We start from the raw sequence: 22,172 nt of genomic DNA, 5'->3' as shown, positions 1-22,172 counted from the left end.
CCGTACTAACGCTTTATTTTTTATATGACGATACACATTATGCTAGTTAATTTATCATGAGCCATAAAATAAGCAAAGGACCATCCACAACACGGATGGTCCTTTTTACTGACTACAATCAACAATATGCCACCATGCCAAGTCACGCCAACTTACTGGCGTGCATCCTTCTTGGCCTGTTCGACCAGGATATTATCTACGACGTCTTGCAAGCTTGTTTTGGCTAGACGTGCTTCGGCGGCAGTTTGTGCTTCCTGATAATATTGCTTCAGGACGGTTTGAATATTGCCACCGACGATGCAGTCGGGATTGGTCTTGGGGTCGACAGCGAGCAGTGGCTTGTCGCCTTCGATGGCGTAGAAAATACTGAGTAGTGAGATTTGGCTCAGTGGCTTAGCTAGCGCGGGTTGGGCGGTGCCAGGAGTCGTTGTAAGCAGGCCAGCCTGGCGGAGCTTACTCATTAGACGGCGCACGACGACCGGACTGGTTTCGATACTTGCGGCGATGGCGTCACTCGTTAAGCGGGTGTCCGCGTAAATTTTAATGTAGGCTAATAGGTGGATCGAGTCGCTAAAACGGGTTGAAACACGCATGAAATCACTTCCTGTAACTTAATTGATTACTACGATTATAAATAGATTCGTTAATAAAAGCAATTAACAAGATTATGGGAAGGTATCATGTAACTTTTAACTTGAAGGTTGTTTCGGGTAGCCGAATCAGTTATGATATAAGTGCCAAAAATGAGCAGTCACTGCAAAAAAGGAGCTTATAACCATGAGTGAAATTGAAACCATTCAAGCCTACTATGCGGCCTCTTTGGGCAAGGATGGTCGGATTACCCGGACCCAGCGGCAGATTCTAGCCGCGGCCCTCGATTTATTTGCAGAAAAAGGCTATGAAGAAGTCGGAACCCGCGAGATTGCCGAACGGGCGGGCGTTGCGGAAGGGACGATTTTTCATAATTTTGTTAATAAAAACGGTATTTTAGATGCAATCATGCAGCCAATCGTGAAGAATATTTTGCCCACGATGTTGAATACGTTAGACCAAGCGGTGTTGGACAGTCCCAACCAGACGCTGGAAGCCTTTATTGTGGCGCTGGTTCGCGACCGAGTCAAGTTTGTGACGCGTAACCGAGCGTCCTTGGCGGTGATTCTGTCGCAGTTCTTCAATAACGCTGAGGACCGTGCTGCCGTGTTAGGGATGGTCTCACCGGCAATCTTAACACAGGCCACTGAAGCCATGGAGCGGCTGAAAGCAACTGGTGAGCTCGTTGAATGGCCCAATCACATGATTTTACAATTGGTCTTTTCAACGATTGGCGGGTACTTGGTCGAGCAAGTCCTGTATCCGCAAGCCGCTACTTTGAGTGACCAACAGGTGGTGCATTATCTCAGCGATTTCTTAGTTAACGGTTTGAGCCCACGGCGTATCCCCTTACAAAGTGATAACACCGCGTCGTAGCAAGCTTTAGGGATGCCAAATTAATAATTAATAATAGTTGACTAATAGGTTAATGGTGCTATACTACCAAGTGGAATTAAAGTGAGTGCTCAATTAAGGGCCGCACTGTTGAGGATCACATAGTAGTCCACAACCTGAATTCTAAACCAATAGAAGAGAGGGTTTCATAATGAAATCAGCAAAAACGAAGGATCACGCCAAGATGAAGACCGCCGAAGAAAAGGCGATTCATTCAACGGGTGCCGATAGTAAGAGCTTGGACGAAGTCAATGGGAGTGTCCGGGTCCCTAAGGATGCCAATTTCTGGCGAACCTTAATTGCCTACACTGGACCGGGCGCGCTAGTTGCAGTTGGTTACATGGACCCAGGGAACTGGATCACGTCAATTGCCGGTGGGTCACAATATAAATACGCGTTACTTTCAGTCATTCTGTTATCAAGTCTGATTGCCATGTTGTTACAAGCCATGGCAGCCCGGTTGGGGATCGTGACCGGTAAAGATTTAGCGCAACTGACACGGGAACGAACGTCAAAAGGAATGGGAATCTTTCTGTGGATCGTCACAGAACTCGCGATTATGGCGACCGATGTTGCTGAAATCATTGGTTCTGGGATTGCTTTGAAGCTATTATTCGGATTTCCACTGATTGTCGGTATTCTGATTACGACCGCCGACGTCTTGATTTTACTGCTATTAATGAAGTTAGGATTCCGGAAGATCGAAGCCATCGTGGCGACCTTGGTTGCGGTGATTCTGTTCGTCTTCTTGTACGAAGTAATTATCTCACAGCCTAACATTCCAGAAATGTTCAAGGGCTATGTCCCAACCAGCCGAATCGTCAGTGACCGGTCGATGCTCTTCTTGGCATTGGGAATCGTTGGGGCAACGGTGATGCCGCATAACTTATACTTGGGCTCATCGATTTCACAAACGCGGCAAGTTGACCGTAGTGATGAAAAAGAAGTGGCGAAAGCCGTTAAGTTTACGACGATTGATTCGAATATCCAATTATCAGTCGCGTTCGTTGTGAACAGTTTACTCCTGATTTTGGGTGCGGCACTGTTCTTCGGTACGAATGGTGACCTTGGTCGGTTCGTTGATTTATACAACGCACTGGGCGATAGTAAGGTCGTCGGTTCGATTGCCAGTCCGCTACTCAGCATGTTGTTTGCCATCGCATTACTGTCATCTGGGCAAAGTTCCACGATTACCGGGACGTTATCTGGGCAAATCATCATGGAAGGGTTCATCCGTTTGAAGATGCCACTCTGGGCCCAACGGTTATTGACCCGGTTGATCTCCGTGACACCAGTGCTGGCCTTCGCGATTTACTACCATGGTAATGAAGCGAAGATTGAAGGCTTACTAACGATGTCACAAGTGTTCCTGAGCATCGCCTTACCATTCGCGATGATTCCGCTGGTGATGTTTACCAGTAATCGCCAATTGATGGGGAATTTCACCAACCATGCGTGGGTCAAGTGGACCGCGTGGGTCGTGACCGTCATCTTAATCATTTTGAACATTTATCTGATTTTACAAACTTTGGGAATCGTTAAGTAACACCGGGCCGGCTGATTAAGTCAGCACCTGCGTGGGTTAATGGTACCGACTAAAAACGCGTTTCTGCCTTTAATTTGGTAGAAACGCGTTTTTAGTTGCCTGCATCGTGATGGGGGTCGCGGTGATGAGGTCGGTCAGGCAAGGGAGTAGCCCGGTTTCAAAATCGTACAAATCAGCGATTTGCTCGCGGGGGTGGCCGTGCTCAGCTAGCTTGAGCAATTGGGACTGGGTGAATTGCAGCTGACTGGCTGGGAGAATCAAGTCCGGCTGACTGTGGCGAGCGAGTGGCTGGGCGTGGTCGTGGACCAAGTAGGCGAAGTTGGGGGCGGTATTTAAAATCAAGGTCAGCACGCTGATTTCGCTAGGGTCAAGCTGGGTCGCCAGTTGGTTAGTCTGGGTCGGTGAATAGACCATTGCCGCGTAGACTTGCGGGGCGAGTTCGGGGAGGCGGGGACTCGGCGGTGTCAGGGTGATCGTCAGTCCTAATTGCCAACTCGCCAGGAGTAAGCTCGGAATCGTCATTGCTTGCATCGGACTCAGCAGGATTGCTTGACCCGCGTGGACATTTTGTTGTTGTAGGCTGGTTTCACACAACGCCAAGTCTTCCAAGATGTCGGCCCCGGTATACCAGGTACCATTACTAGCTTTGAAGACGGGCTCGGCGTATTGACGTTGTAGTTGGCGGGTGATTGCCTTAGTCAATTGACTCATCGCGAGGCCTCCTTACATGAGTTATTGTGATGCACACTTTTCTTGAGCGGGTTGCTAAAGACAGGGTGGACGCTTTGAAACGGGTGCCGGTTAGTGTGCGTTGGTCAGGTATTTCATCTTGGTAATGCTTTGGCTGCTAGCGTCGATCGTGGCTAACACCTGGTTCTGGGTGGATGCTTTGACCACTAGCCGCGTTGGCTTGGGCGTTAAAACGTGCTTAGGTTGCGTCGTTGTCCCACCAGTGGCGAGGTCCGTATCGCGGGTGACTTTGTTGACGAGGGTCGTGGAAGTCGTTTCAGAATGACTAGTAGCGGTGGTATCAGCGGAAGCGGAAACTGAAGTGGCAAAAAGTGTTCCGGCGGCCATTAAGGTTAACGTTAATTTTTTGAATGTGTTTTTCATGATGATCGAACTCCTTTTAAGTGATAATCGTGGTTGTGAGACGGACGGTTTACTGAGCGGCGGGCATTAACCAGTCGTTGGAAAGTAACTGATGAAAGTGACGGCCAAGTGGTACCCAGAGCTGGGACTTGCGAATGTTCTTTAACGTATCCCAGAATAAGGGATCTTGTAATTGGTCGTCGCTCAGTTTAACTTTGACGAATTCACCGTCTTCAGTCTTAGCAATGACCAACGGATAAGTCACCTTGACCAGTTGTACGGCGGTGATATTTTTAATTTTAGGGTCGGTATCTAATAACATATTTGATTTCTCCTTAATCGGTTGGCTTAATCGTTTTTAATTAATGAATTGATGTTTAAGCATCGGTTGTTTTATTTATTGAATGACTATAGTTTACCGGCAAAGTGCGGCTGTAACTATCGACTTACCATAAACTTTATCTAAGAAATTCTTAGATTAGCACTTAGATTCGACCAATCCCGCATCGTGACGGCCTTTTGACGACATAAAAAAACTAGTTTTAAGGCTAAAATAACCCTAAAACTAGTTGAGAAGACTTATTTAGCGACGGGCCAACTGATGGTAAAAATACTGCCAGTTGGGTGATTATCGCTGATTTTGATCGTTGCTTGGTTCAACGCAACTAATTGTTGGACGATGGCTAGGCCTAGGCCACTACCTTCGACGGCCTGCGAATGGGATTGGTCGACGCGGTAGAAACGCTGGAAAACGGCCTGTTTTTGGTCGTCCGGAATGCCATCACCGTGGTCGGCGACTGCCAGTTCAATTGCGGTGTCCGTTTGGTGCAACCGCAGCGTGATTGGCTGGTCATGCGGAGAATACTTGTGGGCGTTATCCAAGAGCGCCACCACGATTTGTTGTAGCATCTCGGCATTACCCTGAACGTGAATCCCAGCATCGATTTCAAGGTTGAGCGGTTGGTCAATGGACGGCTGGTAGTGTTCGGCCAGACTCAGTAGTAGTGTCGATAAGTCTTGGTCGGTCAAGATGAGCTTGGCGCGATCCGCACGTGATAAGTGGAGTAAATTCTCAATCAAATGCTGCATCCGCAATGATTCCTCATCGATAAATTGCAATGACTCGGGAATAACTTCCGGATGGGCATCACCACGCCGACGAATCAGACTGAGATTGCCACGAATCGCCGCAATTGGTGTCCGCAGTTCATGAGAAGCGTCGGAGATAAATTGGCGCTCGTGTTGCAGCCGCTGGTTTTGCGTCACAAGCAGTTCATTGAACGCACGCCCTAAATCATTGATTTCTCGAGGGCTGGCCGGTACATCCAAAGTCGGCTGGTCACTGTCAGGATTATTGGACGTGTAGCGCGTCTCGTGCAGGAGCTTGATGGTCGGTTCACTCAGACGACCAGCGAGCCGATGTGCCCACCAGGTTCCAAGCGCGAGTGCGGCAATCGTCACGGCAATCATGAGTAGAATCAAGATGAAGAGACTGTTGAAGAGTCGCCGCAAGCTGACCCACAGCTGGTACGTGTTATGGCCGTCCTTTTGTTGATAAGATAAGAAGAAACCGAAGTCCTGAACATAGACCAGTGGCCCGACCAATTTCGTCTGGTGCTTGGCGAAGAACGCTTTGGAAGACGGGGTCGTAATAATTGTCCGCTTAGTCTTGGTTGCCGTCGTCCAGGTGGCTTTTTTCGTCGTCACCCGGATGAATGCGGGCTGCTTGGTATTGCGCGTCGTCGTATTGTTCCACTGAACAAAGCTCGGCACGTCCTTGATGTTGGCTTGATTGAGGCTGGTCATCAAATCACGGGCTTCACGGGTCGTATTGAGCGTTTGTTGGGCGCCGACCATGATCAAGGTAATCAGACTGACGAGTAGTGTGATGGTCAGCATCAATCGGCGAATCGCTTGATTGATCAGTTGTTCGTACGTTGGCGTGTCCTTAGTTTTGGGCATTGGCGATCGACTCCCTTAGCTTATAGCCGACGCCACGCACCGTTTGAATCAATGGTGCCGCATCGGGTGTGGTAATTTTATTGCGCAAATAACCGACGTAAACGTCCACGACATTCTGTTGGCCGAGAAAATCTGCGCCCCAGACCTGGTCGAGTAGGTCATCACGGGTAAAGACTTCGTCCGGGTGCGCGAGGAAGAATTGTAGTAAATCATATTCACGATGCGTCAGAGTGACTTCTTCCCCAGCATTCGTGACGCGGTGGGCCTTGGTATCTAGTTGGATATCGTCAAGCTGATAGACCTGGTTAGGCTCGACTTGATTCTCAGCCCGCCGCTGAATGACCCGTATCCGTGCCAGTAATTCTTCAATTTCAAACGGCTTCGTAATGTAGTCGTCGGCACCGTTATCTAAACCAGCGACCTTATCGCCAACATAATCACGGGCAGTCATGATGATGACGGGGACTTGGTCGTGTTTGCGAATGCGTCTTAGGACTTCCATACCGTCCAACTTGGGCAGCATCCAGTCTAATAAGATGAGTAAGAGCTCGTTTTGGTGAGCCTGATAGGTGTCCATAGCGGCCAAACCGTCAGCGGCGACCAGGACGTTAAAATCTTCGAATTGAAGTTCCTTAGTGAGGTAACCTGATAGGCTGTCCTCATCTTCAACAATTAAAATCGTATTTTTCAATGATATACGCCTCCAGAGGATTCAATCACAGCTAGCAGGGTGGCGATGACCGGAAAATCCCAACTAGCCCATCATAATTTATCCTCAATTATAGCGGATATTTATGATGGTTTTCCGATATTTTGACTTATTTTTGTGGATAATTAGCATGCGCAATGAAAGCGCCTTAGAACTTATGCTAAAATTGGACTAATAAAACGGAAAGTAAGTGAGTAAGATGGGACTTTTTGGTGATGCCATGCAAGCACTCTATCATAGCGGGCACTATGGCTACAACGTCAACGTGAAGAAGTCGGCCCCGGCAGTCGACCCGAAGGAAGTGCCAGCAATCGCCGCACTCGGCCGAATCAATCGCACGCCGAACTTTAAAACCTGGTCCGTTGATTCCCCCTACAAGACCGCTGAATTCACGGCCAAACTAACGGCGGCGGTGGCCACTTGTGCCTTAGAAATGAGCGATATCGAGATCAAACCACAGATTGACGGCCGGTGGGGCGATAAATAAGCGGAATTTGTTCCTACTAATCCAAGTGATGACATCAATTTATCAGATAGACCAATCAATTTTAATGGGGTGAAACCATGTTTTCGTACGACCAAGTCCAACAGCTCAATCGGTTGGAGATAGAAATTTATAAATATATTGTGGGCCATCCCGTTGAAGTGAGCACCATGACGATTCGCCAACTCGCAGACCACAGCCACGTTTCGGCGACCACGATTCTGCGCTTTTTAAAGCACATGGGATACGACGGATACGCGGAATTCAAGTTCACGTTCAAGGAACAATTGCGGCAAGATGCCACCCAACCGTTGGCGCGGACCGTGATACCAATGCGGACCTTTTTTGACCACATGAGTTTACCTGATGTGACGGCCAAACTCCATCAGGTGGCGGAACTATTGCAGCAGGCGCGGATGGTGATTTTGACCGGGGCCGGGACCAGTGCGGGCTTAGCGACCTATGGCAGTCACTTGTTTGCCAACTTTGGCCTGTATAGTCTAATGCTGACGGACACTGGGCAACCACATCCGGTGCAACCGCAAGACTTATCGGACACCGTCTTTTTGGTACTCTCCGTCTCTGGGGAGTCCGAGGACATTAATGAACAGGGCGTCTATTACCAACAAAACGGCGCCAAGGTGGTCGCAATCACCGCTAGCAGTCACTCGACGTTGGCGGGAATCGCGGACGTGGTATTGAATTATGACACGCCAGAAGTGCAAGCTGTCAGCGGTGGAAGCACTTTGTCACAGCTGCCAGTCGTCTATTATTTAGAGCAATTAGCCATGATCGTGCAACCGTTGAATTAAGTTCGTGACCAATTTGTGAAACATGTTCCAAAAATAGAACAAGTTCCGATATCTGGAACGAACTTCCAATTTAAAGTGTAAGGGTATACATTCGCGTGATGACAGGTATAATGAAAATTGTAGGAAACGTATTCATGGGTACAAATGTCAGATGACAGGACGACTTAGTGAGAGCTGATTTTAATTTTGTAAACGGTTAACTGGCCATTGACCGTTTGGTATATCAATTATTCTGTCTTTTAAAATCAGCTGTCCGTTGAATACGTTAGGTTATTAAATTATTCTAGGGGGTCACGACATGAGCGAAAACAATAAGTCGAGCTTTGTTAATGACCGACTTGTCCCATTCTTTGGTAAAATCGCGGGTTCTCGTCACTTGATTGCGTTACGTGATGGGATGACACTCGCGGTGCCAATGATTATCATTGGGTCGGTCTTCATGATTATCGCGCAATTCCCAATCAAAGGCTATCAAACCTTTATGGCGAATACCTTTGGTTCGAACTGGGCAACGATCGTTCAATATCCAACCAACGCGTCGTTCCATATTATGGGACTGATTGCGGTCATCGGGATTTCTTATAACTTGGCAAAGAGTTATAAGGTCGACCCAATCTCCGCGTCAATCGTTTCGTTAGGCGCTTGGTTCTTAACGATTCCGTTAAACACGGATAAGGCAGGGGCACTGTGGGTACCCTTAACTCAACTGGACTCTGCTGGTCTGTTTACCGCACTGTTGATTGGGTTATTCATCACTGATTTTTACGTCTTCATGGTTCACCGCAACTGGACGATTAAGATGCCAGATAGTGTGCCACCGGCTGTCAGCAACTCATTTGCAGCCTTAGTTCCTGGCTTCATTATCTTATTCTTGATGTGGTTACTCCGGTTAGCCGTCGAAGCATCACCAATGCACAGCATTCCTAACGTGATTTCCTTCGTCTTGGCTAAACCACTGGGCTTATTGAGTAATACGTTACCAGGGGCCTTAGTTGCCGAATTCGTCGTATGTATCTTATGGATCTTCGGGATTCACGGTGCCAACGTGGTTTCTGGGGTCATGCAACCAATCTGGTTGGCTGCGATGTCACAAAACGCGCAAGCCTTCAATGCGGGCAAAGCTTTACCAAACGTTGTGACGCAACAATTCTTCGATAATTTCGTTCACATGGGTGGTTCAGGTGCGACCTTGGGATTAGCCTTCATGATTGCCTTTGTGTCGAAGAGTGCCGAATTTAAGACCTTGGGTAAGTTGGTGATTGGACCAGCATTGTTCAATATCAACGAACCAATCGTCTTCGGGTTGCCAATCGTTATGAACTATCGGGTTGCCGTTCCATTCATCTTGGCCCCATTAGTTAACGTTACGACGACCTACATTGCGATGTCGACCGGTTTAGTCGCTAAGACGGTTGGGGTCATGGTTCCTTGGACCACGCCGCCAATTATCTCTGGTTACCTAGCCACGATGCACATCTCTGGTGCGGTATTACAAGTTGTCAATATCGTGCTCGACGGTGCCATCTACTACTTCTTCTTCAAGGCCTTGGATCGTGACAAGGTTAAGGAAGAAAAGACCTTCGCTGCTAAGGAAGCTGCCGGCGAAACGGTTGAAGCTTAATTAACTGCTGAAAATAAATAACACCACGCTTAGACCAGTGCGACGGTTGTCGTAGGTTGGGCGTGGTGTTTTTGTGTGGTGGTGATTTTGTGTAACGTGTCTATAAGATTGCAGATATTATGACATGCTTCAAGTCATGGCACAGGCTGGTCTTGAATTAGTCAGACTTGTTAAGTTCATGATGGACACTACTTTGCCAGTCAGCCTCATTATTAAAGTGCTGAACTTGGTCGCTATAGGCTTCACGAATGGCCTTGTCAGTGTCGGTGATTAGATGTGGTCGAAAAGGTAATCCGTTTACCGCAATACTTTGTTTCAGGAAGAGATTGATTGCTGTGGTCATATCCATACCGAGCTCGTGAAATAACTGGTTAGCCGTATCATAGTCAGCTGTCGCTACAGAGACACGCAACTGGGTTTTATTGGTATCAGTTCTCGTCGTCATCGTGCACCTTCCGTTTCTAAAATGTTAGAAATACCATACTGACGAATTTTACAGATTCAAAGTTTGCCTGAAGATCCGGTCGGACTAGCAAGTTTTTTGCTGACGAACAGCAAGCCAACTAACACCTCAGATAGCAACGTCATAGCGAATTAATAAAGCTCACCGCGTATGAAACTGCGGGTGCAGCATCCGCGGATGACCATGATCAGCGCCTTTATATTGCAGTAACCAGTAGGCGTTTTGTGGCAAAGCGCTACGGGCGATGACGTGGGCGACGGTGTAGCGAATCGTGTCCGCGTTAGCGTTCGTCCATAATCGCCAAGTCGGGAGCTTAGCGGCATGGACACGCTCCCATTCTCCGAGGGCCTGTTCACTAGCAGTTAATGAGGTGAGTAATTCCGGGCGTTCGTTACCCGTTAATTCAATGTAGTAGCAGTAGGCTTGGGGATGCAGTGTGTCGAGCTGGCTCATGGTCAGGATGCTCCTTTATGATGGTTTCAATTGTTTAATATTAATCAGTAAATGTCATCAATTATAGTACAACCGTTTGACTAATTTGACTAGCTTTTTTACTTAGTGTTATTAAAATGTAATATTTGAAGTTTCAATTAAAAATAAATAAGTGTGACCCCTTGACCTGAAACGCGTTTCAGCGCTTATATTTAATGGTGAAAAATAGATGAAGGGAGTGCAGCGATGATGGAGACGGGGATTTTAAAACAAGTTGATTTAACGACGACCACTGAGCGTTATTTTTTCGTGCAAGCACAACGGTTAGCAGGCTATATCTGGATTCGCTCGGTTCAAAATTTCAAACCACTGGAATTGACCTTTCGGCTGAGTGATTTGCGGGTCAGTCAGCATCGGGCGGTCGCTGCTCGTGGCGACGTGCAATACGAATTCAATGATGATACCGGTGGCTTGGTCACACAATTGGCAGATTGGGTCAGCTAAACGAGTCGGGATTGTGACTGGGGCGTTATTGGCATGACCAGCACGGTCGTTGTGTTCAATAACCGCGCTATCATAATTTTGTGACATGTAAAGTAAATCGTGAAAGTTGTCAATGTTACTAAATATATACGCATTGTGCTAGTTAATTTGTCATGATTCAATGGTTCAATCATGACAAGTTGGCGTCCTGTTCGTCAGCCGATGCGCGCCCTAGTCCGACTTCCGGGGCCGGCTGACAACGCTGGAACAGGGCGGACATCGATTTGAACTCACGCAGAAGCCCGCTACGCAATTTCAAATACGAGTCTTCTTCTAGCCGGGGAACCCCACCCGGACAAGAAGAATTTCGCCCTTGAGCATTGTCAGCCAACCCCTACAGTCGGGAACCCGCTCGAATGGCAGATGAACGGCCACCTATCTGGGTACAACTGACCACTGAATATTAAGGACTGGTCCTTCAGGCAAACTTTTAATTGGCCTCAATAATGCTTTATCACACTTAATCACTAAAAAAATCAGTTGAATTTTCTTCGCAAGATTCAACGGACATTAGTCTTGAATTTAGTTGATAAATTACCTTCGTTTATAATTTGAGGCTTTGCTATCTCAAACGATTAGGGAAAGTTCTGACAAATTCAGTGAAACTGCTGATTTGAAAAGTTAAAACATGAGTTAGGAAGCTTAGCTATCATTAGAAACTAGTCTGACAGTTGAATGTCAAAATGACCTTGGACTATGAATCAACGACTAATCTAAGAAAAAGTTGAGTTCGCACGCGTCTGCCTTTCGAATACCATCCAGGCTGGAAGGTGTTTCTGACAATGCTCAGCGATGAAATTTCACTTAACAAGCATCTTTTGCTTGGTTAGTGAAAGACCAGTATTTAAGACGTGGGTTGTCGGCTTAAATCTGTGTCCATCGCGTTCCAGCGTTGTCAGAAATACCTGGAAGCCGGACTAGGACGTCTCTACAACAGCAGGTTTACGCAAACTCGCACTGTTCCCAGCTGGCAGCCTTTTGAACTTGGAAATAGCAGGGTCCGATCATCTTTAATGTTAAATAATAACTGACACACCGCGTAAATATATATGTTACTATATCGGCGACTGATTCTAATAATCAGTTCTAACGTCTTGTTTCTTACTTCAATGAAGAATTTTAACAGCTGATTGCACTAGAAAACGGATGGCAGTTCGAAGCACACGACTTCGAGCTGCCATCCGTTTTTTGAATCAGGGTTACTTTGTATTGTCAGTATAGGTGATCTTATCTAGCCCTTGCGTATCGTAGTTGAGATTGGTTTTACCGTCATATACCGTGTTAGCGGCATTTAACTTGGTCTCCATATTGCTGAGAGTCTGCGTGTTCAGTCCTAATTGGGTCCGTAAGCGATTCGATGTTTGTTGTAACGTCTTAGTCGTCAAAATCTGATAGGAACTAGTATTGATCCAGGCGGGCAGCCCAACGACCTGTGTGGATTGGATGTGCTTCATGTTCGCGCGGTCGTGGGTGGCCAGGCCGACCAAGTCGTCAAAGCTCAAGTCTGTTTGCAAGTTGCCTTTGAGCGACGTGAGCAATTGATCATAGCGGCTATAAGTCTTGGTCTGCGCGAGCTTGGCTAGGACAGCGCGCATGACCTGTTGTTGGCGGAGCTGTCGGCCATAATCACCCCGCGGGTCTTGGTAACGCATCCGCGTATAGGCCAGGGCCTGAGTACCGTTCAAATGGTGCTCACCCTTCGTGACGGTCACGTAGTCGAACGAGACGTTGAGGGGACTGGTAATTGTCACGCCACCGACCGCATTCACGATTTGCTTGAGGCCGCCCATATTAATGGTAGCGTAGTAGTTGATGGGAACGTTGAGCAGTTGGCTGACGCTGGCTTTCGCCATTTTGGAACCGCCAATGTTATAAGCGGCATTGAGTTTTTGCACGTTGGTGTCTTGGTCACCGACCATCTCAGCGAGCGTATCGCGGGGGATACTCGTAATGACGGTCTTTTTCGTCTTGGGGTTGATCGTGACGACCATGATCGTATCCGAATTGCCCTTGTCGATGCGCCCGTCCGCCCCAGTATCGACCCCGAGCAACAAGATGCTGAGGGGCTTTGTCGGATTGACTTTGGTATTACTGCTACCCGTGTAGATGGTCGACTGGTAGCGGGCCTGCGCCTGGCGAATAATAACGCCCAGTGCAATGGCGATGATGACAATGATAATGCCGACCGTGATGAGCACCGGCCGTAATTTTGAAGATGCTGAATGCCGCATGTTCAAATCCTCCCTTAATGAAGGTCGTTAAGGCTAATTCCCCGTATTAACGACCCGTTTGCAATGATTCACAATCACTAGCATACCCGGTTCAAACGCCGCCGGAAAATACTTATTTTGAGTGTACGCAATTCAAAAAATAGATACCACGTAAAAGTATTGGATTGGAAACTGTGCGAATAGACGGGCGGTTGTCTTGCGGACAGTATTAATGTCGAAAACGGATTCTTGGCTTATACTGACATTGAGCTTAAATAAATAAAGTGAGGTCTTGTATTTTGACAGTCTTTCGCGCGTTTTCAGATGAAGAAGTATTAGCGGATTTGACCGCCCAAGTGACGGATGGTCAAGTGTTCACCGATCAGGCAACACTGACGAAGTATTCCTTTAGTCCCCGGTTAACGGATGACGATAGTGGGCTGGCACTGGCCTATGTGGAAGCCCATTCCACGCAGGATATCCAAGGTGTGCTCCGCGTCGCCCGCAAATATCATTTGCCCGTGATTCCGCAAGACCAGACGACTAGTACGGTGATTGGTGCCGATGGCCTGACTGGGAGTGTGATTCTGTCAACAGCCAAGATGAATCGTATCATCGAAATCAGTAAGGCCGATTCAGTGGCGGTCGTACAACCCGGCGTTATTAATGGTGATTTAGACCAAGAAGCGCGCAAACAGGGCATGTTTTACGCACCTGATCCAGGCTCCAAACCAATCTCTGGGATTGGCGGTAACGTGGCGACCAATGCGGGTGGTATGAGTACCGTCAAGTACGGCGCTACCAAGGATAACGTGTTAGGTGTGAAGGTCGTACTGGCTGACGGCCGTGAAATCAAGCTCGGTGGTCGGACACTCAAACAAGCATTTGGCTATGATTTGACTCAGCTGATGATTGGTTCAGAGGGGACGCTGGGGATCATTACGGAAGTGACGGTCAAATTATTGCCGATTCCATTAGGGACTCCCGTGATGGGCGTGGCCTTCTTTGACAACATGACGGCGCTGGCCAAAGCGGTGACGGCGATTCGCATCTCAGGGGTTTACCCGACGATGCTAGAAGCGCTCGACGGCAATACGGTGGCCGCACTGGACCGCTATGAGAAGACGCATTATGCTAAGGATAGTGCTGCGATGTTGATTTTCAAACTCGATAATGGTGGCCAAGCTAGCATGGCTGTCGTCCAGAAATTATTGGCTGAACAACACGCTAGCAACGCTACGATTACGACTGAACCTAAGCAGCAGGCCGAACTCGAACAGTTACGGCGCGACATGCTACCAGCCGTTTTTGCGGGTCAGAACCATATTATGGAAGATATGGCAGTGCCGTTATCACAATTGGCACCGCTGATGGACTATATTCAAGATTTAGCCCAGCGCCTAGACGTTGAGATTTATACGGCTGGTCACGCGGGTGATGGTAACGTTCATCCGACCCTCGTTTGGCCAACGTCGGAGAAGCAGGTCCCAGAAAAAGTCGTCATCGCGTTACAGGAAATGTTCAAGAAGACCTTAGCACTTGGTGGCACGATTTCGGGTGAACATGCGGTTGGCATGTTGAAGAATCAGTGGAACAATGCCGAATTAGGCGAGGACGTGGATATGCTGCAGCACCAGATCAAAGCGCTGTTTGACCCGATGAACCTCTTGAATCCAAAACGTAAAATCAATTAAGTCGGACCTAAAGTTGTGTTTAAGAATTGCGGATGGCATCAATCAAGCATTGCGTTGGGTGCTACGATTGTCTTATTATTGAAGTAGTCCCACGTAAAAGGTTGGTTACAGCATCACTGAAATGGCGGTGCCTTGTGGGTTAACCGGAATAAAGGAGGCCCCAATTGATGCTGAAAAGTGTACGGATTCGGCTAGAATTTAATGCTGAAGTGTTACGTAATGAGATTTTTGACGTGCATGATTTTGCGAGTTTCCAAAATTTTTGGCAGCGGTTTGAAAATTTCTTAGCGGATCGAATGGTCGTTGGCCACTTGAACGTATTGGAAGGGCACGGCCTCATTCCGAGTGACTTTAAGGACGTAGATGGGCAATTGGCTTACCAAGTTGGTGAAGACGATTATCAGATTGCCTATGACCAGATTGCGCGTGAGTGGACTGTGACCATCCGCTAAGCAGGATCGAGAGAGAATAGAGTCTTATATTGGAGCGATATTGATTGAGCACAACAAAATCCCAAGCAAGTGCGGATAATGACCAGCTTCTGCCAGCACCCCCGGAACTTTTGCAAGCTGTTGATCAGTTGAAAGCTTATTCGTTACGGTATGAAGTGGCGATGAAGCTCGTTTTAGATAAGTTAGATTATATTAGTCGTGAATATGAGCTGCGTTACGGCTATGCCTTGATTGACAGCAAGCAGTCCCGAATCAAGTCGCCGGAAAGCATCGTCGGCAAGATGCAACGCAAACACTTGCCGCTGACATTGAACGCGGTCTTTAACAATTTACATGACATTGCCGGTATTCGGCTGATTGTGCGCTTCTTGAGCGATGTGAAAACGGTCGAAGATTTGTTGGCAACCCAGGCAGATATTAAAGTCTTACGGGTGAAGGATTATATCCACCATCCGAAAGCAAACGGCTATCAAAGTTTGCATTTGATTCTGGGCGTTCCCGTCTATACGGTCGATGGCCCAAGTATTGTCGAGGTCGAATTGCAAGTCCGGACGATTGCGATGAACTTCTGGGCGTCGTTGGAACATGAATTAAATTATAAAAAGAACGTCCCACATCAGGCCGATTTACGAGCCTCATTGACGAAGAAGGCGCAGCTAATTACTGAGCTGGATCAAGAAATGGATGAGATCAAACGTCGGATGTATCAACCGAAGACCCCTCCAAAGGAAGTCTGAAAAATCCCTAGTCATTTTGTTGAAAAATGGCTAGGGATTTTTTGCGCACTTGACGGCGGTCAAGGTGGTCAGGTGCGGTGATTAGTATGCTAATCATGGCTTTAAAATTTGTAAGTTAGATTGCTTTCGGATTGGTGGGGTCCATGTTACTTTAAATATGTCAGATAAATATCAAGGTATTGAAACAATAATTAATTTAATATAGTGACACATCAGTTAGTTTATTTAACTAGCGAGCCAGTGGACCCCGTCGAAGTTAGTGTTCCGTGAGGTTATTGATGGGCTTGCCCCGGTACCACCAGTCATTGATGAACCGGGCGAGTTCTTTTGGCGTCTCATGTAGACCAGTCTTTAGCCAGTAACGGACAACGCCGATGATGCCGTTGATGTAATACTCAAACATGTATTCCTTTTCACGGTTACCGATGCCGGCGATTTCGGCTTGATTGTGCGCCAAGATTTCGCGTTTCGTAGTTGCCATGAAGCTCATCAGGAAGTCTTGGTCAGTCGTTAAGATGAAGGAAGTCACGGCATGCCGTTTTTTAACGACTTCGAAGATTCCCGTCAGAATGGCTTGTAGTGAGTCGGGATTGAGATGTTCATCGATCACCGCCAGTAATTCCTCGGTGGCGTCTTGTTCCATCTTCTTCATGCAATCTTTGACATCTTCATAATGCGCATAGAAGGTCCCCCGGTTGATGTCGGCTGCTTTACAGACCGCAGTCACCGTAATCTCATCGAGTGATTGCTGCTGGAGCAGATTGATTAAGCTATCTTGAATTAAACGTTCGGTCATTTGCGAACGTCGGTTGTTTTTAGTGCCTACCACTGAAGTTCACCCCATTATTTGAACAGTACGCTGTTTATTTGTTTATTTAATGACGATTTTATGAAAATTGTTGGTTGAAATTACAACGGTTTTCATTTAACATGTTGTTATTATTTAAACACATTGTTGATTAAATGTCACGATGTCGTTTTAAGAATCTGAGTTAAGGGAAGGGATACAGAGTGAAAGGGAGCCGTAGACGCTTTACAATTCAAGCGATTATCTGGCTAGTCGTGATGGTAGCGGCCATCATCTTCTTGCCAAATATCAGCAGTCTGGTCCGCGACAAGGGTCAGACCAAGCTACCAAGTAGTGCGAAGAGTCAAGTTGCACAGGTTATCCAAAATCACTGGGGGCGCAATCAGAATAATACGCGCCAAGTGGTCGTGGTCTTCAATAATGGTGATTCACCATTAACCGCTGATCAGAAGCAGGCAATCGATGGGACGATTAAACACTTCAAAGATCAGAAATCGAAGTATCACGTGAAATCAATGACGGCAGCCAGCGATAATGCCGCTGCTAAGAAGCAATTGATTTCGAAGGATAAATCAACCGAATTGTTACAATTAATGGTTGGTAAAAAGCAAACTGTCGCGAATATGACGAAGAATATTACTGACGGCGCCAAGACCGCTGGTGTCAAGACGTACGTGACAGGGAGTGACATCTTAAATGATGACTTCACTCAAGAGACGGAAGCCGGGATCCAGAAAACGGAAATTATTACCGTTATCTTCATCTTCATTGTGTTGACCTTGGTCTTCCGGTCACCGATTACACCATTAGTTTCGCTGTTGTCAGTCGGGGTCTCATTCATCATTTCGCTGAGCGTTGTGATGAACTTAGTTGATAAATTTAACTTTCCATTGTCGAACTTCACCCAAGTCTTCATGGTCGTGGTGCTGTTCGGGATTGGGACCGACTACAACATTTTAATGTTCGATCAATTCAAAGAAGAACTCAGTCATGGCGATAGTCCGGTCGCCGCGACTGGGCGCGCGTTAAAGATTGCCGGACGAACGATCCTTTACAGTGGGTCGTCACTACTGATTGGGTTTAGTGCCCTAGGGCTCGCTAACTTCTCAATCTACAAGTCAGCGGTCGGTGTTGCGATTGCCGTTGCCATCTTACTGCTGGTCTTGTTAACCTTGAACCCATTCTTCATGGCTTTGTTAGGACCACGGTTGTTCTGGCCGACCAAGAAGTTTGCGGGTGGGAGTACGAGTAAGATGTGGCACGGTATCGCTGCTTCATCCGTGCGCTACCCAATCATCGCGTTGGTCGTTGTGTTAGGGGTCTCATTACCATTCATCCTGACTTACAACAATCAATTGAACTATGATACGTTAGCCGAATTGAACGATTCGATTCCAGCGAAGAAAGGTTTCAAAGTCGTCCAGGACCACTTCTCCAAGGGGACGGCCGAACCATCAACGCTGTATATCAAGACTGACCATGCTTTAAATAATGAAAAAGATTTGAAGCTCATCGACAGTTTGACTAAGCAGCTCCAAAAGGTCAAAGGGGTCAAAACGGTCGCTTCAGTCACCCAACCAGGTGGCTCAGAAGTGAGTCAATTGTACGTCAACGATCAATTAGGCACGGTCACTAGCGGTATGAAGAGTGCCGGCAAAGGCCTAACCAAGATTGGCAGTGGCTTGGACAGCGCCAACAGCAAGCTGAAGAGCGCGAATATGTCTGATAGCGCTAAGTCAGCTAAGAAGTTGGCGGATGGGGCGGATGAAGTCGCTAGCGGCGTCGTTTCCTATACCGATGGTGTTTACACGGTCAATAATGGCTTGAACCAATTGAATAGTAAGACTGGCACGCTCTCTAGTGGGGTTAATAAGCTGGTTAGTGGGTCTGGTCAGGTTACGAGTGGTGCTAATACCGTTGCATCCGGTAACTCAACCTTGGCTTCTAGTCTGATAACCTATACGAATGGTGTTTATACCGTCAATAGTGGCCTTAATCAGTTGAATAGTAAGACCGGCACATTATCCAGTGGTGTAAATAAATTAGCTACTGGGGCGAACTCACTATCTAGCGGATTAACCACTGTGTTCTCAGGAACCCAAACGTTGTCCAATGGATTATCAGAACTGAATGATAAGAAATCCTCCATTTCAAGCGGGACGGGTCAGTTAACAGCGTCAATTGCAAAATTACAACAGGGTTCTGCAAGTCTGTCTGAAAACCTCGCAGCCTTAGAAAAGTCAGTGAGTGGCAACTCTATTGATACAAGTAAATTGGAAACTTTAACTTCTAACTTAAATACGATCAATACGAATTTACAGAAGTTAGTAACCAGTTCAGATAGTGTTACATCTAATATCGCTAGCGTGAATAAGGCGGCCACCCTATTTAGTGAATCATCAGACAAAATGACAGAAGATATGGGTACCATGCAGAAAGCCTTATCAAGCGCGGCAAGTCGAGATGCTGCTTCAAGTTCAACGACGGCTACGGTTAATGCCAATTCAGTTGCTTCTGCTGCATTGGCTGCGGCCGGATCATCTGCAACCTCGGAACAAAAGGCTGCGATTAGTTCAGCAGTTACATCTGAGGTGAATGCTCAGAATAGCTCGAACGCTAATACGAGTTCAACTGCGACAACTAAAGCCGGTACCGTAACGGCGAGTGATGGTCTGACAGCATTGTCCGATATGCAACAGAGATTGACGGCATTAAAGAGTGCGACTGAGTCTCTGAATAATTTGAGTGATAATCTGGACAATTTAGCAAGTGTTAAGCAAGTTGCTTCCGCCGCTATTCAAGGAAACGATGCTTCGTTACAAGCCATTGAACAGATTTCTGCATCAGCAGCAAAGCTGAAAACGATGGAAAGTGCCGTTTCAGAATTGTCTAGTGGTTCTTCAGAGATTACCGCTAACTTGTCCCAGCTTCAGACTGGGGCCGAGACCCTTGCAAGTAAGTTGAATCAATATACGGCTGGAGTAGCGACAGCATCTGCAGGTGCATCTAAACTCAATACTGGTGTAAGCAGTGCTTCAACTGGTGCAAATCAACTTTCTAGTGGTTTAGGTTCATTGCAAGGTCAAATTCCAACGCTTACTAGTGCAATTAGTGCGTTAGATGCCGGGACTAATAAGCTTAATAATAATTCTGCTGCGTTAGTTTCAGGTGCAAATCAGTTAGCATCCGGTGCAACTCAAGTAGCTTCTGGTTCATCCCAAGTAACATCTGGTTTGACAACCTTGAAAGGTCAAGTACCAACCTTGGTTAGTGCAATCAGCGCATTGGATAATGGGACGAACAAGTTAGTCGCAAATTCGGCTACACTTAACAGCGGTGCCTCCCAAGTTGCCTCAGGTAACGAACAGATGTACACCAGCATTCAAAGCTTAGTTGGTCAGATGAAGACCCTCCAAGACGGTTTGAAGACTGCCAGTGATGGGACCAAGACGATCAATAAGGGTGTTGGCTCAGCTAATAGTTACTTGACTGGTTTGAAGGATTCTGCGGCTGCGAAGACGTACTACGTGCCAAAGAGTACCTTGAAGGGCAAGACTTACAAGTCTGCTTTGAAGGCTTATATGTCTGGCAATAACCATGCCACGAAGATGACGATCGTCTTGAATGAAAATCCAAGTTCGAAGTCAGCGATGAATAAGGTAACGGCAATTCAAAAACAAGCTGAAAATAGCTTGAAGGGGACTGCGTTAGACGGTGCAACGATTGCCATTGGTGGTCAAACATCTGAAACCAACGATACCCAATCAATTGCTTCTAGTGACTTTATTCGGACGGCAGCGATCATGTTAGTCGGAATCCTGATTGCCTTGATGGTCATCACGCGTTCCGTATTACAACCGTTCTACATCTTAGGGACTTTGTTATTGGCTTACATTATGTCCTTGAGTATCACGCGGATGTTGAGTAGTTGGTTCATGGGTCAAGACATGTTGACTTGGAACACACCATTCTTCGGGTTCATCATGTTGATTGCCCTTGGGGTCGACTACAGTATCTTCCTGATGATGAAATATCGTGAATTTGATAATTCGGCCGCTACACCAAGCACTCGAATCGTCAGAGCTTCTGCCGTAATCGGTGCCGTGGTCTTATCCGCTGCCCTGATTCTGAGTGGGACATTTGCCGCCTTGATGCCATCCGGTGTCTTGACGTTGATTCAAGTGGCGATGGTCGTTATCATTGGGTTGATTATCCTGGTATTCGCCATCCCAACGATTATTCCAAGTTTGATTCGATTAACTTACCCGTTGACCGATCGCATGGAAGACGAATCCGATGCTGAAAAGCAAACGAAGCGGAACCGTCACTAAAATCGATAAGTTATGCGATAATAAAGTATAACCAACTGGCGCCGTCCAACCGTTGTGTTGGGCGGCGTTTTGTATTTTGTATTTTGTATTTTTGTTTTGTTTTGTAATGAGGAGATGGGTAGATGGAACGATGTGCGTGGGCGAATTCGTCGTCAGTCATGCAAGCGTATCATGACAATGAGTGGGGCCGTCCCCAGCATGACCCGCAGCGGTTGTTTGAATTGCTGTGCCTAGAGACGTATCAGGCGGGCCTAAGCTGGCAAACGGTCTTGAATAAACGTGCGGCCTTCAATGAAGACTTCGCTAATTACGATATTGCGACCGTTGCTAAGATGACGACTGCGGATGTGGAGCGACTGCTGCAGGATGCACGGATCATTCGTCACCGGCAAAAACTGATGGCAACACTGAACAACGCACGCGTCATCGCCAATTGGCCCGCGGGCTCAGACTTTGCAACCTGGTTATGGTCGTTCGTTGATGGTCAACCGATTCGGCAAGCGTGGGCCTCAATTAATGACGTTCCCGCCACGAATGACTTGGCTCGCCAAATCTCTAAGCAAATGAAACAACGCGGCTTTAAATTCGTTGGCCCGACGACAATTTATTCTTATTTGCAGGCAGTCGGTATCATCAACGACCATGTCCGTGACTGCCCGTGTGCACCAGAAAATGAAGCTGTCTAAGTGTGAGACTAACCATCCTTATTCGCAATTGCGCGAGCGAGGGTGGTTTTTATTATTTTTTGAATTGCTCCGAATAACTACTGATTATCAGCGTCTATTTATAAA

21 protein-coding genes are annotated in these 22,172 nt (G+C 47.1%); 11 read left to right on the top strand and 10 right to left on the bottom strand.

The genetic code is table 11. From position 1 onward, the window contains the following. Window positions 1–152 precede the first annotated feature (152 nt). Window positions 153–593, bottom strand: coding sequence for an Rrf2 family transcriptional regulator (locus tag MZO40_RS01115; RefSeq protein WP_105961296.1), 441 nt, complete (start codon window positions 591–593; stop codon window positions 153–155). A 184-nt stretch (window positions 594–777) separates the two neighbouring features. Between MZO40_RS01115 and MZO40_RS01110 the strand changes: the two genes are divergently transcribed. Next, window positions 778–1,467, top strand: a complete 690-nt coding sequence (locus tag MZO40_RS01110) for a TetR/AcrR family transcriptional regulator (protein ID WP_003637501.1) — start codon at window positions 778–780, stop codon at window positions 1,465–1,467. A gap of 169 nt (window positions 1,468–1,636) precedes the next feature. Further along, window positions 1,637–3,031, top strand: coding sequence for an Nramp family divalent metal transporter (locus MZO40_RS01105; RefSeq protein WP_105961297.1), 1,395 nt, complete (start codon window positions 1,637–1,639; stop codon window positions 3,029–3,031). 69 nt (window positions 3,032–3,100) lie between these two features. Here the strand turns inward: MZO40_RS01105 and MZO40_RS01100 are convergent, their stop codons facing one another. From MZO40_RS01100 to MZO40_RS01080, 5 genes are all read right to left on the bottom strand, one after another. Continuing rightward, complete coding sequence (locus MZO40_RS01100) at window positions 3,101–3,742, bottom strand: hypothetical protein (RefSeq protein WP_105961298.1); 642 nt, start codon at window positions 3,740–3,742, stop codon at window positions 3,101–3,103. A 90-nt stretch (window positions 3,743–3,832) separates the two neighbouring features. Next, window positions 3,833–4,144, bottom strand: coding sequence for a hypothetical protein (locus tag MZO40_RS01095; RefSeq protein ID WP_050337864.1), 312 nt, complete (start codon window positions 4,142–4,144; stop codon window positions 3,833–3,835). Window positions 4,145–4,193: 49 nt separating this feature from the next. Beyond that, window positions 4,194–4,445, bottom strand: a complete 252-nt coding sequence (locus MZO40_RS01090) for a hypothetical protein (RefSeq protein WP_050337863.1) — start codon at window positions 4,443–4,445, stop codon at window positions 4,194–4,196. Window positions 4,446–4,702: 257 nt separating this feature from the next. Then, window positions 4,703–6,085 (bottom strand): cell wall metabolism sensor histidine kinase WalK, encoded by a 1,383-nt coding sequence (locus MZO40_RS01085; protein WP_252133051.1) that lies wholly within the window; start codon window positions 6,083–6,085, stop codon window positions 4,703–4,705. Beyond that, on the bottom strand, window positions 6,072–6,776 hold the full coding sequence (locus MZO40_RS01080; RefSeq protein WP_105961300.1) for a response regulator transcription factor: 705 nt from the start codon (window positions 6,774–6,776) through the stop codon (window positions 6,072–6,074). Before MZO40_RS01080 ends, MZO40_RS01085 begins: the two co-directional genes overlap by 14 nt. A gap of 217 nt (window positions 6,777–6,993) precedes the next feature. Here MZO40_RS01080 and MZO40_RS01075 point away from each other — a divergent pair, with 217 nt between their 5' ends. The 3 genes from MZO40_RS01075 to celB all read left to right on the top strand — a co-directional run bounded on the left by MZO40_RS01075 (window position 6,994) and on the right by celB (window position 9,711). Then, window positions 6,994–7,281, top strand: a complete 288-nt coding sequence (locus MZO40_RS01075) for a hypothetical protein (RefSeq protein ID WP_031267835.1) — start codon at window positions 6,994–6,996, stop codon at window positions 7,279–7,281. Window positions 7,282–7,358: 77 nt separating this feature from the next. Further along, window positions 7,359–8,090: a MurR/RpiR family transcriptional regulator gene (locus MZO40_RS01070; protein ID WP_252133050.1), complete on the top strand. Its 732-nt coding sequence runs from the start codon at window positions 7,359–7,361 to the stop codon at window positions 8,088–8,090. Window positions 8,091–8,388: 298 nt separating this feature from the next. Continuing rightward, on the top strand, window positions 8,389–9,711 hold the full coding sequence (gene celB / locus MZO40_RS01065) for a PTS cellobiose transporter subunit IIC (protein ID WP_105961301.1): 1,323 nt from the start codon (window positions 8,389–8,391) through the stop codon (window positions 9,709–9,711). Window positions 9,712–9,868: 157 nt separating this feature from the next. On the opposite strand, the gene MZO40_RS01060 is transcribed toward celB, so the two are convergent. Both MZO40_RS01060 and MZO40_RS01055 read right to left on the bottom strand, forming a co-directional pair. Next, a complete protein-coding gene (locus MZO40_RS01060) occupies window positions 9,869–10,156 on the bottom strand; it encodes a type II toxin-antitoxin system RelB/DinJ family antitoxin (protein WP_122217658.1) in 288 nt (95 codons plus the stop codon). Between the two features lie 159 nt (window positions 10,157–10,315). After that, a complete protein-coding gene (locus MZO40_RS01055; RefSeq protein WP_050337856.1) occupies window positions 10,316–10,627 on the bottom strand; it encodes a hypothetical protein in 312 nt (103 codons plus the stop codon). A gap of 225 nt (window positions 10,628–10,852) precedes the next feature. Here MZO40_RS01055 and MZO40_RS01050 point away from each other — a divergent pair, with 225 nt between their 5' ends. Continuing rightward, window positions 10,853–11,110 (top strand): hypothetical protein, encoded by a 258-nt coding sequence (locus MZO40_RS01050; RefSeq protein ID WP_021338208.1) that lies wholly within the window; start codon window positions 10,853–10,855, stop codon window positions 11,108–11,110. Between the two features lie 1,238 nt (window positions 11,111–12,348). Here the strand turns inward: MZO40_RS01050 and MZO40_RS01045 are convergent. Continuing rightward, the gene (locus MZO40_RS01045; RefSeq protein ID WP_252133049.1) at window positions 12,349–13,380 is read right to left on the bottom strand and encodes an LCP family protein; all 1,032 of its coding nucleotides are present in this window, start codon (window positions 13,378–13,380) and stop codon (window positions 12,349–12,351) included. 278 nt (window positions 13,381–13,658) lie between these two features. Between MZO40_RS01045 and MZO40_RS01040 the strand changes: the two genes are divergently transcribed. The 3 genes from MZO40_RS01040 to MZO40_RS01030 all read left to right on the top strand — a co-directional run bounded on the left by MZO40_RS01040 (window position 13,659) and on the right by MZO40_RS01030 (window position 16,242). Continuing rightward, entirely contained in the window at window positions 13,659–15,053 is a 1,395-nt protein-coding gene (locus tag MZO40_RS01040; protein WP_122217657.1) for an FAD-binding oxidoreductase, read from the top strand. A 167-nt stretch (window positions 15,054–15,220) separates the two neighbouring features. Then, window positions 15,221–15,505 carry a hypothetical protein gene (locus MZO40_RS01035; RefSeq protein ID WP_050337853.1) on the top strand — a complete coding sequence of 95 codons (285 nt, stop codon included), beginning with the start codon at window positions 15,221–15,223 and terminating at the stop codon, window positions 15,503–15,505. A 44-nt stretch (window positions 15,506–15,549) separates the two neighbouring features. Continuing rightward, window positions 15,550–16,242 carry a GTP pyrophosphokinase family protein gene (locus tag MZO40_RS01030; protein WP_050337852.1) on the top strand — a complete coding sequence of 231 codons (693 nt, stop codon included), beginning with the start codon at window positions 15,550–15,552 and terminating at the stop codon, window positions 16,240–16,242. Window positions 16,243–16,498: 256 nt separating this feature from the next. Here the strand turns inward: MZO40_RS01030 and MZO40_RS01025 are convergent, their stop codons facing one another. Further along, window positions 16,499–17,038 carry a TetR/AcrR family transcriptional regulator gene (locus MZO40_RS01025; RefSeq protein ID WP_152704808.1) on the bottom strand — a complete coding sequence of 180 codons (540 nt, stop codon included), beginning with the start codon at window positions 17,036–17,038 and terminating at the stop codon, window positions 16,499–16,501. A gap of 215 nt (window positions 17,039–17,253) precedes the next feature. Between MZO40_RS01025 and MZO40_RS01020 the strand changes: the two genes are divergently transcribed. Further along, window positions 17,254–21,381, top strand: a complete 4,128-nt coding sequence (locus MZO40_RS01020; protein WP_105961161.1) for an MMPL family transporter — start codon at window positions 17,254–17,256, stop codon at window positions 21,379–21,381. 122 nt (window positions 21,382–21,503) lie between these two features. Continuing rightward, the gene (locus tag MZO40_RS01015; protein ID WP_105961162.1) at window positions 21,504–22,067 is read left to right on the top strand and encodes a DNA-3-methyladenine glycosylase I; all 564 of its coding nucleotides are present in this window, start codon (window positions 21,504–21,506) and stop codon (window positions 22,065–22,067) included. Window positions 22,068–22,172 lie beyond the last annotated feature (105 nt).

This window comes from Lactiplantibacillus sp. B652 (genome assembly GCF_023806745.1).
Lineage (GTDB): Bacteria > Bacillota > Bacilli > Lactobacillales > Lactobacillaceae > Lactiplantibacillus > Lactiplantibacillus pentosus.
The sequence above is the reverse complement of the archived record's forward strand: the minus strand, read 5'-3'. Positions and strand labels throughout refer to the sequence as shown.